Annotated in this window: 11 protein-coding genes; 2 read left to right on the top strand and 9 right to left on the bottom strand. The window is 55.9% G+C overall.

What is annotated here, in order from left to right; genetic code table 11:
• Positions 1 to 99: 99 nt before the first annotated feature.
• The 9 genes from WW58_RS12455 to WW58_RS12415 form a co-directional block, all read right to left on the bottom strand.
• Positions 100 to 975 carry a PDZ domain-containing protein gene (locus tag WW58_RS12455; protein WP_046437988.1) on the bottom strand — a complete coding sequence of 292 codons (876 nt, stop codon included), beginning with the start codon at positions 973 to 975 and terminating at the stop codon, positions 100 to 102.
• A 6-nt stretch (positions 976 to 981) separates the two neighbouring features.
• Entirely contained in the window at positions 982 to 1503 is a 522-nt protein-coding gene (locus WW58_RS12450; RefSeq protein WP_046437986.1) for a hypothetical protein, read from the bottom strand.
• Between the two features lie 107 nt (positions 1504 to 1610).
• On the bottom strand, positions 1611 to 2183 hold the full coding sequence (locus WW58_RS12445) for an RNA polymerase sigma factor (protein WP_179218865.1): 573 nt from the start codon (positions 2181 to 2183) through the stop codon (positions 1611 to 1613).
• A 60-nt stretch (positions 2184 to 2243) separates the two neighbouring features.
• The gene (locus WW58_RS12440; protein ID WP_022198478.1) at positions 2244 to 4163 is read right to left on the bottom strand and encodes a glutamine amidotransferase; all 1920 of its coding nucleotides are present in this window, start codon (positions 4161 to 4163) and stop codon (positions 2244 to 2246) included.
• Between the two features lie 62 nt (positions 4164 to 4225).
• Positions 4226 to 5227, bottom strand: a complete 1002-nt coding sequence (gene purM / locus WW58_RS12435; protein ID WP_022198477.1) for a phosphoribosylformylglycinamidine cyclo-ligase — start codon at positions 5225 to 5227, stop codon at positions 4226 to 4228.
• A gap of 103 nt (positions 5228 to 5330) precedes the next feature.
• Positions 5331 to 5792: a DoxX family protein gene (locus WW58_RS12430; protein WP_022198476.1), complete on the bottom strand. Its 462-nt coding sequence runs from the start codon at positions 5790 to 5792 to the stop codon at positions 5331 to 5333.
• Positions 5793 to 5985: 193 nt separating this feature from the next.
• Complete coding sequence (locus WW58_RS12425; RefSeq protein WP_022198475.1) at positions 5986 to 6963, bottom strand: GDSL-type esterase/lipase family protein; 978 nt, start codon at positions 6961 to 6963, stop codon at positions 5986 to 5988.
• A 21-nt stretch (positions 6964 to 6984) separates the two neighbouring features.
• Entirely contained in the window at positions 6985 to 8523 is a 1539-nt protein-coding gene (locus tag WW58_RS12420) for a sialate O-acetylesterase (RefSeq protein WP_022198474.1), read from the bottom strand.
• 10 nt (positions 8524 to 8533) lie between these two features.
• On the bottom strand, positions 8534 to 9310 hold the full coding sequence (locus tag WW58_RS12415) for a VC0807 family protein (protein ID WP_022198473.1): 777 nt from the start codon (positions 9308 to 9310) through the stop codon (positions 8534 to 8536).
• Positions 9311 to 9528: 218 nt separating this feature from the next.
• On the opposite strand from WW58_RS12415, the gene WW58_RS12410 reads away from it, so the two are divergent.
• Together WW58_RS12410 and WW58_RS12400 are read left to right on the top strand one after the other, a co-directional pair.
• Positions 9529 to 11343 carry a DEAD/DEAH box helicase gene (locus tag WW58_RS12410; protein WP_022198472.1) on the top strand — a complete coding sequence of 605 codons (1815 nt, stop codon included), beginning with the start codon at positions 9529 to 9531 and terminating at the stop codon, positions 11341 to 11343.
• Between the two features lie 418 nt (positions 11344 to 11761).
• Positions 11762 to 13921, top strand: a complete 2160-nt coding sequence (locus WW58_RS12400) for a sulfatase-like hydrolase/transferase (protein WP_022198471.1) — start codon at positions 11762 to 11764, stop codon at positions 13919 to 13921.
• Positions 13922 to 13923 lie beyond the last annotated feature (2 nt).

The raw sequence follows: 13923 nt of genomic DNA, 5'->3' as shown, positions 1-13923 counted from the left end.
TGCGCCGGCGGGCGAGTTCAAGCCTGAAAGAAGGTTCTGGGCGATTTTGAGCGGGAGCCGTCCGGAGCCCCGGCATTTATTTGGAGCCCGGATTTTGGATTAACGGGGATCCTGCGTGGGGAGGATTCCCTTGCTTGTCACCACCTGGGTGCCGCGGATGACTTCGATAGACAGAGGTTTGTCTCCCGTCAGGTAATAAGTGGCGTCCAACATGTCTCCGTAGTTGCGGATGGGCGTGTCGTTGATGTTGATGAGGATGTCTCCGGTCTGGATTCCCGCCCGTGCAAGAGGACCTCCGTTGATAAGGCCCTCAATGACGGGGGTTGAGGAGTTGATGTCCAGCAGGCAACCCAGGCGCACTCTTTTGGCTTCCGGATGGGTTGCCAGGAAGGAGATGGCCCGGGCGGGCAGCAGGTGGCAGGTCCCTTTGCGGGAAACGCCCAGAACAATGCCGACCAGACGGTTTTCAGAGTCGTAGCATGGTTGGCCGATGGGGGGGACTGCCAGCTTGGGGAACTGGGCGCGGATGAGCCGCAGGGGGAAACTGGTTTCCCCGATGGAATGTTCCATGCCCACGTAAATTCCCTGCGTGGTCTCATTTTTGCTGCTGGCAAAGGACAGCTTGTCGCCGCGTTTAAGAATGCCGGAAGGGGTCAGGTCTGCCTGCCCGTCGTATATACGGGCTGGATCCACCTTAAAGATTGTCAGGCCTGTGAGCTTTTCCTGGGCCCAAACCTGAAGGGGCGGGGTACTTTTGTCCCCGAGATGGTAAGTCACGCCTCCGTTTTTTAAAACCCGGTAGGGAATCAAGGAGGCCAGCATGTCTTTACCGATTTGCGCCGCCATGGTCGCATACGGCGCTCCTTCCGCCTGGGGGAGGATGGCTTCTACCTTAAAAGGGACAGGCACGGCCGTTGCCTGGCAAATCAGGCCTGCAACGGCTATGCCCGTCAATATCGGAGCCAGGTCCATCATGGATTGTTACATCTCAATGAGAACGCGGGATACCGGTTTTTTATCGGCATGGGAATCAGGTTTCAGCTGGTTGTCTTTGGCCGATGTTTCATATGAAGAGTCTCCCGTGGTGAATTCAGGTTTTTCCGTGGGAGCAACTTCGGTTGAGGTTCGTTCAATAGTTTCCTTACTTACGGGAACGGCTTTTTCCGTCAGGAGTATTTCTTCCTTATCCTTGGTGGAGGATACGTAAGATTCAGAAGGTTCATCCATGTTTCCGGATGCGATAATAACGCCTACCGCAGCTAATGTCACGATGGACATGGAAGCATAGACCCACTGCCAACCACGAAAGTTCTGCAGATAATTGTCCAGGCGTTCGAGCAGCAATTTCCAAGCAGAGTGGGCAGCCTGATCGGTTTCCTTTCTGAGATGAAAATTGCGGAGGAAATCTTCCTCGAAGGTGTCATGGTAACAGGCTTCCTTGCGGAAAGATGCCAGCATGGCCGCCAGAGTTTCCTCTTTATGATCTGTGGATTGTTTATCCATCGTCGTTGATGTTAAGTATAATAGAAGTTAGAATGTGTCAGTCCCGAATTTGGAACTATGCGTTTGACATGGCGGCGGGAATTGACGTTCAATATTTTTTTCCCTGATTAACTTAGATATTCCGCCAGCAGCCCCTGGAGTTCCTTGTGGGCATAGTGCAGACGTGATCTGAGCGTTCCTTCAGAGATACCGAGAAGGGCGGATATTTCCGTATGGTTGAGCCCTTTTACGTCATGAAGAACAACGACTTCCCTGTGTTTAGTGGAAAGTTTCTTCAATGCTTCGTTGATTTTGAGCTGCAATTCATTCAAATGGGTACGGCGTTCCGGGTCCGCCCCGTCCGTTTCATCCGCCATGTTCATGTCCTTTTCCGTATGGTCGCCGTACTCGTCGTCGTCCAGACTGTAGGTCATTCTGCGGTTGCGTTTTTTCAGGAAGTTTCTGGCGTGGTTGACGGCAATGGAGTGCAGCCATGTGTAAAAGGCGCTTTGTCCATTAAAGTAGCGCAAGGCCCGGTAGGCTTTGGAGAACGCTTCCTGGGCGATGTCATAGGCATCGTCGTAGTTGTCCGTCATCTGGTACAGGGTAGCATGGAGTTTGCGGCTGTGGCGAATGACAAGTTCGTCAAAAGCCCGCGAATCTCCTTCCCGTGCCCTGGCGACCAGTTCGGTGTCTTCCAAGGTCGTGTATGAAATGGGTGCCGACATGTTGTCGGCAGAATACCCAAAAAAAGGGAGCCGCTACAAGGGCAAATCGTATGCACGGCCCCCTTTACCCTCAAACCAGCGCATGTATGCCACATTAACTGTGGTGTATCCGCCCGGAGTTGGGTAATCTCCGGTGAAATACCAGTCGCCGCAGGGGCCTTCTATGGATTCATGGAGGTTTTCGATGGTCTGGAAAATGACTTCCACGGGGCACGGAGCGTCATGCGGAGTGACCAGGCGGGTGATTTCCCGGGAGATTTCAGCCTCAGTCAACCCTTCGTAAATAGCCTTCACGCAATTGCGCCGTTCTTCCTTGGGCTTGGCCAGTTCTTCCCTGCATGCCTTGTATACTTCTTCCAGCAGACGGGCCTGTCCGTGCTGCTTGATCAGGGAGACGGCCGCCTGGAAGGCAATGAAGTTGCCCAGCTCGGACATGTCAATGCCGTAGCAGTCCGGGTACCGGATTTGCGGGGCAGTAGATGCAATGACTATTTTCCGGGGATTGGTGCGGCCCAGGATGCGGAGGATGGACCTTCTCAGCGTAGTGCCGCGGACAATGGAGTCGTCAATGGCGACGAGTACATCTTCCGGCCCTACGGCGCCGTAAGTGAGGTCATATACGTGGGAAACCAGCTGCGCACGGCTTTTTTCCTGCGTGATGAACGTGCGCATTTTGATATCCTTGTGGGCGATTTTTTCACCGCGCGGCCAGCGTTTCAGGATAGCGCTGTCCAGCATGTTTTCATCCAGGGTGCCGTTTCTCAGGGCCTCCAGGAGCTGGGCATGCACGCGCTTGCGGCGGTAGACGCGCAAGCCTTCCAGCAGGCCGTAGTAGGCGGTTTCCGCCGTGTTGGGAATGTAGGTGATAGCGGATTTGTCAAAACGGTCTTCAAGAGAATCCACGATTTGGGGGGTCAACGCCGCGCCGAGCGCTTTGCGTTCCCGGTAAACGATAGGATCGTTCCCGCGGGAGAAGTAAATTTTTTCAAAGGAGCAGGGAGCCGGTTTCAGAGGGGTGGTAAATTCCGTAATGGCATGTGTCCCGTCTGCTTTGATGGAGAGCATATTGGCCGGCGGAAGTTCTTGAACCTGTTCGCTTTCCACTTCAAAGACGGTCATCAGGGGAACGCGTTCGGAAGCCACGGCAATGAATTCATCCGTAATCAGGTAGTGGCATGGGCGGATGCCGTGCGGATCCCGCAGGCAGAAGTAGTCCCCGTTGCCGATGGCTCCCATGATGGCATATCCGCCGTCCCATTGCTTGGCGGAGTTATGGATGATTTCCTGAATGTTAAGCCGGGAGGAAATGGCATGGGGAATTTCCGGGCCGGGCATGCCGCTGTCCCGCAAGGCGCGGTAGAGGTCCGTATGGGCTTCATCCAGGTGATACCCTATTTCTTCAAGGACAGTCTGCGTGTCCGTTCCGAAGACGGGGTGCTGGCCGCGTTCAATCATTCGCTGGTTCAATTCCGGCGTATTGGTCATGTTGAAGTTGCCCAGAACCATCAGGGTGCGGGTCGGCCAGTTGGTGCGGCGCAGGTAGGGGTGGCAGGAACCTTCGTCAAAGAGGCCGGAGGTGCCGTAGCGGAGATGCCCCATCAGGATTTCCCCGCCGTAGTCGAAGTTGTTTTTGATGTCTGCCGCATCCTTCAGGTTGACCAGGCCGCGGCGAACTTTTTTATTGAGCTTCTTGATTTGCCCGTTGAAGATGCTCGTAAGGGCGTCTTTGCTGGCGTCCCGGGTGCGGAACAGATAAGGCTGCCCCAGGGGCATGTTCAGCTTGACGCAGCCTATGCCCGCGCCGTCCTGTCCGCGGTTGTACTGCTTTTCCATCAGGATGAGCAGTTTGTTGAACGCCCAGAGGGTGGAGCCGTATTTATCCTGAAAATAAGAGAGAGGCTTAAGCAGACGAATGGCGGCTACGCCGCACTCGTGTTTAAGAAAATCGCTCATGGGATGATGATGAAAAGATTGTCCTGTAAGTGTGGCGTATCCGTTGCAAGGAGATGGTGTTTTTATTCGCCCTGTACTTTGACATGAATGCCGCGGCCTTCTCTCAGCGTGCCGATGACCGTGCCGCCCGGACCTGCCTTCAATGCGGCTTCCGCATCTTCAGGTCTCACGATAGCTACCCAGCCAATGCCCATGTTAAAGGTGTTGAAGCGGTCCTGCGGATCCACATGCTTCAGGATTTTCTGGGCGGCGGTGTTGTCCCAATAGGGAATGGAGAGGTCTGCGCCGTAGTCGCCCAGGAAGCGTTCCAGGTTTTCCGGGAGGCCTCCCCCCGTGATATGGGCGTATGCCTTCGGGGTGACATTGAAGCGGCGCATATCTGCCACCACGTCATGGTACAAGCGGGTGGGCTGAAGAAGGGAACGGAGTTCCTCTTCATCAACTACATCCGGATTTTCTTCCAGAATGCGGCGGATGAGGCTCCAGCCGTTGGCATGGAAGCTGTCGGATTTGTAGCCGATGAATACGTCTCCGGGCCGGACGGTTTTCGGATCAATCAGTTTGCTTTTTTCACAACAGCCGATGCAGAAGCCGGAGAGTTCCACGATGGATTCCGGCACCACACCGGGCATTTCCGCCGTTTCCCCTCCGGCCAGGATGCAGTTGCAGGATTCCAGGTAGTCGCACATGCCGGCCACCAGGCGGGTGATGCGGGAGCGTTCCCGTTCCAGATTGGAGATGCCCAGATAATCCAGGAAAAGGAGCGGGTCGCCGCCCGTGGTAAGAATGTCGTTGACGTTCATGGCCACCAGGTCTTTGCCGGCGGTTTCCACCATGTCCAGTTCAAAGAGAATTTCCGTCTTGGTGCCTACACCGTCGCACCCGGTGACGATGACCGGTTCCTTATAGGAACTCAAATCATAGGCAGCGGCGAAAAGGCCAAAGGCCTGGTGAAGGGATCTCTGTTTTTGCGTTCTTTTAACGTGAGAGCTGATGTCGGATACAAAAGCGGCTGCTTCTTTGGTATCGACCCCCGATTGCTTGTAGGTTAGTTTGCCGGACATTGAACGGATGAACTGGGTGTACCAGCATCCTAGAGGAAGGCTCCCTCCGCGGCGAGTGAAAAAAGAAGTATTTTTGCCATAGACCGCGCGGGAGGAGCTGTTTTCATTCCACTTCTATCTTGCAGTCGCGCCGGAGCCACCAGGCATCCAGGGAGAATTTGCCCGGTCCCGTATAGAAGATGGTCAGATAGATCAGCAGGTAGATGGCCGCAAGTTCCTGCGCTCCCCAGCCGGAAAGCCCAAGGACAAGAAAGAGCGCTACACACATGTTAATAATCAGGATAAGGGCGGCCAGACGGGTGAGGAATCCCAGCAAGAGGAGGACGGAACATCCGAATTCCGCGCCTACGCACAGCAGCAGGGACAGAAAATTGCCGATTCCCAGAGGATCCTGGAACGCCGCCCAGTTTCCGCTGATAAGCATGCCCAGTTTGGGAATGCCATGCACAAGCATCATGACTGCTACGCCCAGGCGCAGCAACAGAACGCCGAAGTCCATACTGGTGTTGGTGGCCAGGGGGCCAAGCAGGCGGCATGCGGATGATTTGCTTTTATTCTGTTCCATGCACTGTAGACCGTTTTGGAGACAGAAATGCTCAATTAAAACAGGATAGAAATGAGTTTCCGGGATAGCGGGGAAACTGCCTGTGACGCAGTCATGCCGCCTGCCGCGGGTGTGTGCGGGCGGAATAGCGTGTGCCGGGCTTATGGGAACATGCAGGAGTTCCGCATGTTCCCATAAGCGGTTCTGGAAGTTTTTAATATTTTTTCGCAGGAATGAGGCGGAAAGCTGCGGGGGATTGGGAGGACTTGATTTGCAGGGGCTTGGTCGGGTCTTTTTGAGTTTCCGGGCCAATGGCGATGATAAGCCTGTCCTTGGGATGAATGACGGTGGAGTTTTCAAAGATGAGCGTATTGGTTCCGTCCGTCAGTTTCCATCCATCCAAAAGGATGCCGGAGTTGCCTGGGTTGTTGATAATCACGTTGCCGGTGCCCGGTTCCAATCTGGGGGCGGGCTGCTTAAGCCTGAGGCTTTTTGCCAGCTTGGCAAAGGTGATTTCCGCAATGCGCCGTGCGCCCTGTTCCGTAGGGTGCAACCCGTCAACGTACCATTCCGGATGGTCGGAGAGCGGGTGCAGCGCGTCAAAGAGACTGACTTTGTACTTGCGCGCTACGGCGGCGATCAGTTTTTCCGCTTCCGGGCGGTTGGCGGATGAGCCGTTGTCCGAGCCTGCATATTTACGTACGTCCGGATAGCAGTTGCCGGGAAATGCCTTTTTGTTGAGCGGGCCGCGGTAGTCCGGCCCCAGCAGCCCCCAGGCAAAGAACCGTGTTTTGGGATTGGCGTTTTTCCACGCATGAAGCAGAGCGTCATAGCCTTTGGAGAACAGTTCGGGGTTCCACCAGCGGCCCGTGTCGTTGATGCCAAGGTTGCAGATATAAATATCCGCCTTGAATTCCAGGGCTTGCTTGTGTTCCCTGGTGCTGCCGTACCAGCGTCCTGCCTGGCCCGGGTAGTCGCCTGCCGTTTTTCCGGGATTGCCGAAGCCTCTGACGTCAAAGTCCGGCCCCATGAGTGTGGCGAGCACTTGCGGATACCGGGTTTCTCCGGGTTTAAGGCCGGTGCCGAAGGTGATACTGTCCCCCACACAGGCTACTTTGGCGGGAGCAGCTTGTGCCGCAATGCCCAGTGAGAGTGTGGCTGTCAGAGAAGCGAGGATAAGATGAAGGTTCATGGAGTGATGGTGTGGTAAAAGTTATTTTTTCAGAACAGGTTCGTCCGTCCGGAAGGGACGGGCGGGGAGCTGGTTGCCGTTGACCAGGTTGGGGGTCACGAAACGGTTCCAGCAATACCGGGCGTGTTTGGGGGATTTTACTTCCGGTGATGAGAGGCGGATAACGGCTGTGTTGCCTTTTCTGTTTATGATTTCCGCTGCGGCGGGATGATAAGTTCCGTCCGTCCCGGCAATTTCAAACTGGGCCGGTTCTTTGCCGTCCGTGGTGGTCAGTCCGGCAGCTTGATCCAGTTGAACCAGGATGTTGGAACCGGAAGGTTTGAAGGCCTTGAGGGCAGGGCCTTCACAGGGGATCTTTTTACCGTAAACCTTGTTCAGGGCAGTATTTCCTGCACGTTCCCCCACAGGGCGCTTGAATGGAGGATGAACGTCGGAATTGGTGGAGCCAAGATCAATGGTGTTGACGCTGTAAACTTTTGGAACGGTTTTGGCCACGGCGTCCTGCATTTCACGGAATTCCGGCCATCCGGCACGGATTTTTGACGGGTCGTTGATGCGGGGGAGCTGGATCATGACGAAAGGCATTTCCGGGTTACGGAAAGCTTTTCTCCAGGAGGAGATCATGGTTTTCAGCAGCATGCTGTTTTGGGCATTGTCAATGATCTCCGCATCGGATTCGCCCTGATACCAGATGACGCCCGTGATGGGGAGGGCCGTTGTCCATGCGATGCCGGATTCGTAAAGGAACGCCGGCTTGTAGGGATGGTCCGGAGAGCCCTGGTTCAGACGCGGAGAGATGTTTTTCCTGGCCCGTCCCCTCACCCAGTCGGAGATAAGGGGGGAGTCCAGCCAGTGATTGCCGCGCAGGGTGCGGAAGCTGTTGTTGGCATTAATGACCTGCCGGGGGATCCACGCTGCGATTTCCGAGCCTCCCAGGGAGGAGTGGATGATGCCTACCGGAATGCCCAGCCCTTCGCGGAGTTTTTTCCCGAAGTAGTAGCCCACGGCAGTCATTGGCCCTGAGGTGGCGGGAGAGCTGGCAGCCCATTGCCCTTTATAGAAGTTGTCCGTGGTGACGGCGTCAAAGTCTTTCGCGGAGTAGGGGGCATTGTTGGTGTGGGCTTGCGGAACGTTGTTGAGCAGACGGAGCTGGTCGTCTCCGGAAGCCGCTATGTCTTCTTTGGCCGTCGTGGTCTGGTTCAGGCGGAACAGCATGTTGGATTGGCCGGAAGCCAGCCACACTTCTCCCACGAGCACATCTTCCAATTTGGCGGAGTCCCCGTTTTGCACGGCCGCCAGCGTCTGGCCTGTGGCGCAGGGAGGCATGGGGGGCAGCGTGACGCTCCATTTCCCCTTGGAGTCGGTTTTTGTTTTCAGGGCAGTGTTTCCAAAAGTGACGGTTATTTCCCTGTTGGGGGCGGCCGTACCGGAAACGGGAATGTTTTTCCCGTGGGGAAGTACCATATGGGAACCGAAGACCCGGTCGAACCGGGGCGTGTCCGCCCACGCCGCATGAAGGGCGATGGCGGCAGCCAGGATGCATGAAGTATGGAGGCGCATGGTTTGGGGGTTATTTGAGAAGGAGTTCGTCCCGCGAGAGGCCGGTCAGCCTGCCGAGCCGTTTAATCAGGCGGGTCATGATGAAGACAAGGGCTGCCAGGATGGGGATTCCGATGATCAGGAAGCCCCACCAGGTGATGCTGCCGATGGCGGCGTTGTAGGCCACTTGCTGTTCCGCTTCCGGCTGTTGTATGACGGAAGACATGAAAGAGAGGCTCAGGAAGAAATTGCCGATGGAGGAGGCAACCAGCGTGCCCGCCAGAATCCAGGACGAGTTTGCCAGCAGTTTCTGATAAGCCCGTTCCTCGCCGTTGGCGGCCACCGTTTGTTCTATCCTGCGCACGTCGAATAACTCCGGCGTGTAGATAAACATGTTGAGAAGGGGCGTGCCGGCGGACCGGGAGACGACGACCGCCGCCGCCAGGATAAGGGGGATCAGGGCTTCTTTTCCGGCGAACAGCCAGGGTGTGGCGCTGTGGATGCGCCCTTCCGGGCCGATGACGAAGATGCTGATGACACCCGTCAGCAGCACGCCGGCCATGCCTACGACGGACATCAGGTCAAATTTCCTGGAGACGACCAGGGAACGGATACCATAGACAAGGGGGAGGGAAAGGGCGATGACGAGGGCCCATACCGGGCCGATATGCCAGAAATTTTCTCCTTCCGGGCGTTCCAGGGGATTGGCGGGCCCCGCGCTGCAATAGTCCAGAATCAACACCGGGAGGAGGATGTTGATGAAAATCCCCAGCAGGGAGGACTGTGATTTGTTTGGCGTTTTATCCATGAATTCGGAGGGAAATATTTGTATCATACGCGAATGCGCCCCTGCAAGTTGCAACCCCGTGTGTGACAGTAAAGACCAGAAGCGGGGAGAGCCGTTTTTTTATTCGCAGGCGGCTTTGCGGAAATCGTGGCATCTACGGTATCTTCCGTTCTTTTGGCTGGACACGGGAGGGAAGAATGTTCAGCTTCTTCCGTGACTTTGACAGATCATTTTTCCCCATGACTCAAACATCTTCTTTTTCGGCTCTTGGTATTTCACCGGAGATTCTGGAGGCTATCGAAGTGCTCGGCTTCGATACTCCTTCCTCCATTCAGGAGCAGGCGATTCCCGCCGCGATCAGTGGGGCCGATATTGTGGGGCTGTCCCATACGGGTTCCGGAAAAACGCTTGCCTTCGCCATTCCGGCCCTGGAGTGCATTGAGCCTGAGGAACGCTGCGTTCAGGTGCTGGCTCTTTGTCCTACTCGGGAACTGGCCGTTCAGATTTGCCGGGAGGTGGACAAGCTTGCTTTATTTATGGACGGCGTTTCCGCCGTCCCCATTTACGGGGGGGCTTCTTTCCGTCCGCAACTGGACGCCCTGCGCCGCGGGGTGCAGTTTGTGGTGGGGACGCCCGGACGCGTCATGGATCTGATGGAGTCGGGGGCATTAAGGCTGGACGGACTCCGCATGCTGATTCTGGATGAGGCGGACGAGATGCTGGATATGGGTTTTCTGGAAGACATCGAACGCATTGCGGAGGCCATGCCGGAAACGAAGCAGACCCTGTTTTTTTCCGCTACCATGTCTCCGGAAATCAACCGTCTGGTGAGCAGGTTCATGAAGGAGCCCATCCAGATTTCCATTGAACGGCCTACGCTGACGGTGCCTACCATTGAACAGGTTTATTACGAAGTGGTGTTTTCCTCCCGGATTGAGGTACTCAGCCGGCTGCTTGACACCGGAAAGATTAAAATGGGGCTGGTGTTCGCCAATACCAAAAAGGTGGTGGATGACGTGGTGGACGGTCTGACGGCCCGCGGTTATCCGGTGGATCGCCTTCATGGGGATATGCCCCAGATGATGAGGGAGCGCGTGATGGATTCCTTCCGCAAGGGGAGCCTGCGCCTTCTGGTGGCGACGGATATTGCCGCTCGCGGCCTGGATGTGGACGATGTGGATGCCGTGGTGAATTTTGAATTGCCGCGTGATCCGGAGGATTACGTGCACCGCATCGGCCGCACGGCACGCGCCGGCCGCAAGGGGAAGGCCATCACTTTTGTGGGGCGCCGTGATTTTTCCCTGATGAGCCGCATTGAACGTTTCATCGGCGTTAAGTTGACTCCGGAACCTGTGTTGACTGCCGTTCAGGTGGACCAGCTCCGGACAGAGTCCCTGGTGGATGATATCCTGGAACGTCTCAAGCCGGATGCCGTGCTGCCGGAGGAATTGAAGGAAGTGGAGGCTGCGCCGGAGGCCATGGCTGCGGCCCTGTTTGACTTGCTCCGGGAACGTACGCACCGGGAAGTGCAGCCCATTCCGGAAGACAAGCCCGCCCGCAGGGCGCGGCGTATGCCGCAGACCGGGGAGGAGGCGGAGAGCCCGCAGAAGGGTGATTCCTGGCAGCATAAGGGGGATACGGTTACGCTGTTTATGAATGGAGGCCGGATGATTGGCTTGCGGCCCAAAGACATAGCCGGGTTATTTTACAATACGGTGGAAATGGAAAAGGGAGCCGTGGGCGATATCCGGATTTTCCCCAAGCATTCCCTGATAGAAGTGGACGCTTCCGTGGCGCCCCTGCTTCTGGAGGCCCTGGCGACGGCTACCGTCTGCGGCTATGAAGTTAATGTCCGTGAAGACAAGGGGGCTCCGGAATATTCCGGAACTCCGCGCTCTTCCCGCCGCAATGGAGGATTCCGCAACAGTTACCGCGGAGAGCGGGACCGCAGTGACCGGAGCGGATTCAGGGGAAACCGCGGGGGCTTCCGCAGTGACCGCGGCGAACGCTGGGGCGAACGTTCCCGCAGGGACGACAGGAAGAAGCGTTTCTGATGCCTTCGCTATTCCGGACAGGGTTATTAACGCTGTTCCGGAATTGGCGCGGACATTTTGGAACGTTCCGGTTCATGATTGCTGTTTCCGCCGGTTTCTGTATTTTCTGCCCGGCGGGGGGATTGCCGTTTTATTCAGGATAAAGCATGGCCGGGCGGGGCTGGTGACCGGGGCGCCGGGAATGCAGGAGGAATTTTCTCCCATTCCTGGCTTCAGCCAGAAAAGCCGCTCATTGGTGCAGTATGGCGGGTTGTAGTTGTTCCGGCTGTGAAGGCTGGTTCCCTGATGTTTTTTGCCGATAATACTGGCGATTCAATCCTCTGTGCCCTTTCCTCGTAATTTTCTTGAGGGATGAGAAAATTCATGTAAGATAACGCTTTATTTTAACGTCTTTTTTAGAGTCTATTTTCTTTGAATCATGAAGCTGGTATCTTTACTATCCGTTCTTCTGACTTCCCTGGTTCCGTGCATGGGTGCTTCCGGGCAGGCAACGAAGCCGGCTGCCCGGTCTGTCAAAACTTCAAAACCCAATGTTATTTTCATTCTGGTGGACGACATGGGCTGGGGTGATCTGGATTCCAACTGGAGCCAGCAGAAGCTGAATGGCCGGACGGTGGAGAGAAAGAACGAGTTCAAGACTCCTGCCCTGTCCGCTCTGGCTCGGGAGGGGATTCAGCTGCGCCGTCATTATTCCGCCGCTCCGGTTTGCGCTCCGGCGCGCGCCTCCCTGCTGCTGGGGGTGCACCAGGGGAATTCCCGCGTGGTGAGAAACAACCGTTTCGACCAGCCTATTGAAGATTCCCATACGCTGGGTACCGTGATGCGTGATGCCGGGTATGATACTGCCGCCATTGGCAAATGGGGTGTAGGCGGCGGAGGCCAGAGCCATGTGCCCATGACCGCCGGCCCCCATCAGCGGGGATTCAATTATTTTTACGGTATCCTGGACCATTTGGCAGGGCATTTTCACTATCCTTCCGAATCCCGTGACGTTTTCGAATACAACGGTTACGCTTCCAATCCCGAGTGGAAAAATATCAAGGACCAGGTGCCCCAGACGGCTTATTCCACGGATTTATTTGCCGCCCGCGCCAAGCAGTGGATTGTGGACCAGCGCAAGTTCGCCCGCAAGACCGGAAAGCCGTTTTTCCTGTACCTGGCTTTTCCGGCGCCCCACGGCAATCTGGTGGTTCCGGGGGTTCCCTATCCTTCCGGCGGCGGATTGAAAGGAGGCCTGCAATGGGTAAAGAAGGAAGGCACGGAATCCGTGAATACGGCTTTTGACGCCAAGGCGGAAAAGAATAAGGATACCTATATTCATCCGGACAATTCCCGTTTCCCGAATGATGTGGCCAAACGTCATTCCACCATGATCCGCCGCGTGGACGATGCCGTGGCTGATTTGATCCGTCTGCTGAAAGATTTGAAGATTGACGATAATACGATGATCGTTTTCTCGTCCGACAATGGCCCCCACAATGAGGGTGGCGCCGACTCCAGGCACTGGCACGGAGCGCAAAATCCGCAGTTTTTCAAGAGTTATGGCATGATGGACGGTATTAAGCGCGATTGCTGGGAAGGAGGCATGCGCGTGCCTACGCTGGTACGCTGGCCCGCCCGCATTCCCAAAGGGCAGATCAGCCTGCATCCTGGACAGTTCCATGACTGGCTGGCTACGCTGGCGGATGTCGCCGGGGTGCCGGTTCCAGCCCGCAGTGACGGCGTTTCCCTGCTGCCGACGCTGACCGGTCATGCGGACCAGCAGAAGCCCGGCATTGTTTATGCCGAATATAATTTCGCCGGCAAAACGCCGGAGTATAAGGATTTCCTGGGCGAACACAAGGGAGCGCAGCGAGGCCAGCAGCAGATTGTTTTTGTGGATGGATTGAAAGGCTTGCGCATGGGGGTGAAGGATGCGGACAAGGATTTCATGATTTTTGATACTTTGAATGATCCGCAGGAAAGCAAAGATCTCGCATCCTCCAAGCCGGAACTTCAGGCCCGCATGAAAGCCGCCGCTTTGTCCAATCGCCGGGCTTCCCTTCCTTCCAAAACAGTGTTTGATTCTGCGCTGGTGCCTGCCGTGGATGTGAAGGGAACCGTTTCTCCCGGGTTGCGATGGGCCTTGTATGAGGGGGATTTTCCCTGGGTACCGGATTTCCGCCAGTGGAAGAAGCCTGCTTCCGCCCATGGCGTGACGCCTTCCCCATCCGTGAAAATGAACGGTTCGGACAAGCGCGGTGTGGAGCTGACGGGATATGTGAAGATTCCAGAGGACGGAGCATATACGTTTTATCTGACCACGGATGAAAATAAGGGCAGCAAGGCTTTTGTCCGTCTGCACGGCATGGAATTGATTGACGCGGACAAAACTTATGAGCCGGGGGCCGAGGTCTCCTCCGATCTGGGTGACCGGAAGAATCCCGTTTATTTGAAAGCTGGACTTCATCCCATCCGCATTGGCTATGTGGGGAACTCCGGTACTGCCTCCAAACTGGTTTTGAAGTGGGAAGGTCCCGGTTTGTCCAAGAAGGAGATTCCCGCCTCCGCCTTCAGCCACGGGAAGGAATCCAGGTAAGC

The organism is Akkermansia sp. UNK.MGS-1 (genome assembly GCF_000980515.1).
Taxonomy (GTDB): domain Bacteria; phylum Verrucomicrobiota; class Verrucomicrobiia; order Verrucomicrobiales; family Akkermansiaceae; genus Akkermansia; species Akkermansia muciniphila.
This window is presented reverse-complemented; position numbering and strand designations above follow the sequence as displayed.

Bases quoted from the DNA above. Each gene is read 5' to 3' on its own strand.
- WW58_RS12455 (WP_046437988.1), bottom strand. From the start codon at position 975: ATGATGGACCTGGCTCCGATATTGACGGGCATAGCCGTTGCAGGCCTG.
- WW58_RS12450 (WP_046437986.1), bottom strand. From the start codon at position 1,503: ATGGATAAACAATCCACAGATCATAAAGAGGAAACTCTGGCGGCCATG.
- WW58_RS12440 (WP_022198478.1), bottom strand. From the start codon at position 4,163: ATGAGCGATTTTCTTAAACACGAGTGCGGCGTAGCCGCCATTCGTCTG.
- purM (WP_022198477.1), bottom strand. From the start codon at position 5,227: ATGTCCGGCAAACTAACCTACAAGCAATCGGGGGTCGATACCAAAGAA.
- WW58_RS12430 (WP_022198476.1), bottom strand. From the start codon at position 5,792: ATGGAACAGAATAAAAGCAAATCATCCGCATGCCGCCTGCTTGGCCCC.
- WW58_RS12425 (WP_022198475.1), bottom strand. From the start codon at position 6,963: ATGAACCTTCATCTTATCCTCGCTTCTCTGACAGCCACACTCTCACTG.
- WW58_RS12420 (WP_022198474.1), bottom strand. From the start codon at position 8,523: ATGCGCCTCCATACTTCATGCATCCTGGCTGCCGCCATCGCCCTTCAT.
- WW58_RS12415 (WP_022198473.1), bottom strand. From the start codon at position 9,310: ATGGATAAAACGCCAAACAAATCACAGTCCTCCCTGCTGGGGATTTTC.
- WW58_RS12410 (WP_022198472.1), top strand. From the start codon at position 9,529: ATGACTCAAACATCTTCTTTTTCGGCTCTTGGTATTTCACCGGAGATT.
- WW58_RS12400 (WP_022198471.1), top strand. From the start codon at position 11,762: ATGAAGCTGGTATCTTTACTATCCGTTCTTCTGACTTCCCTGGTTCCG.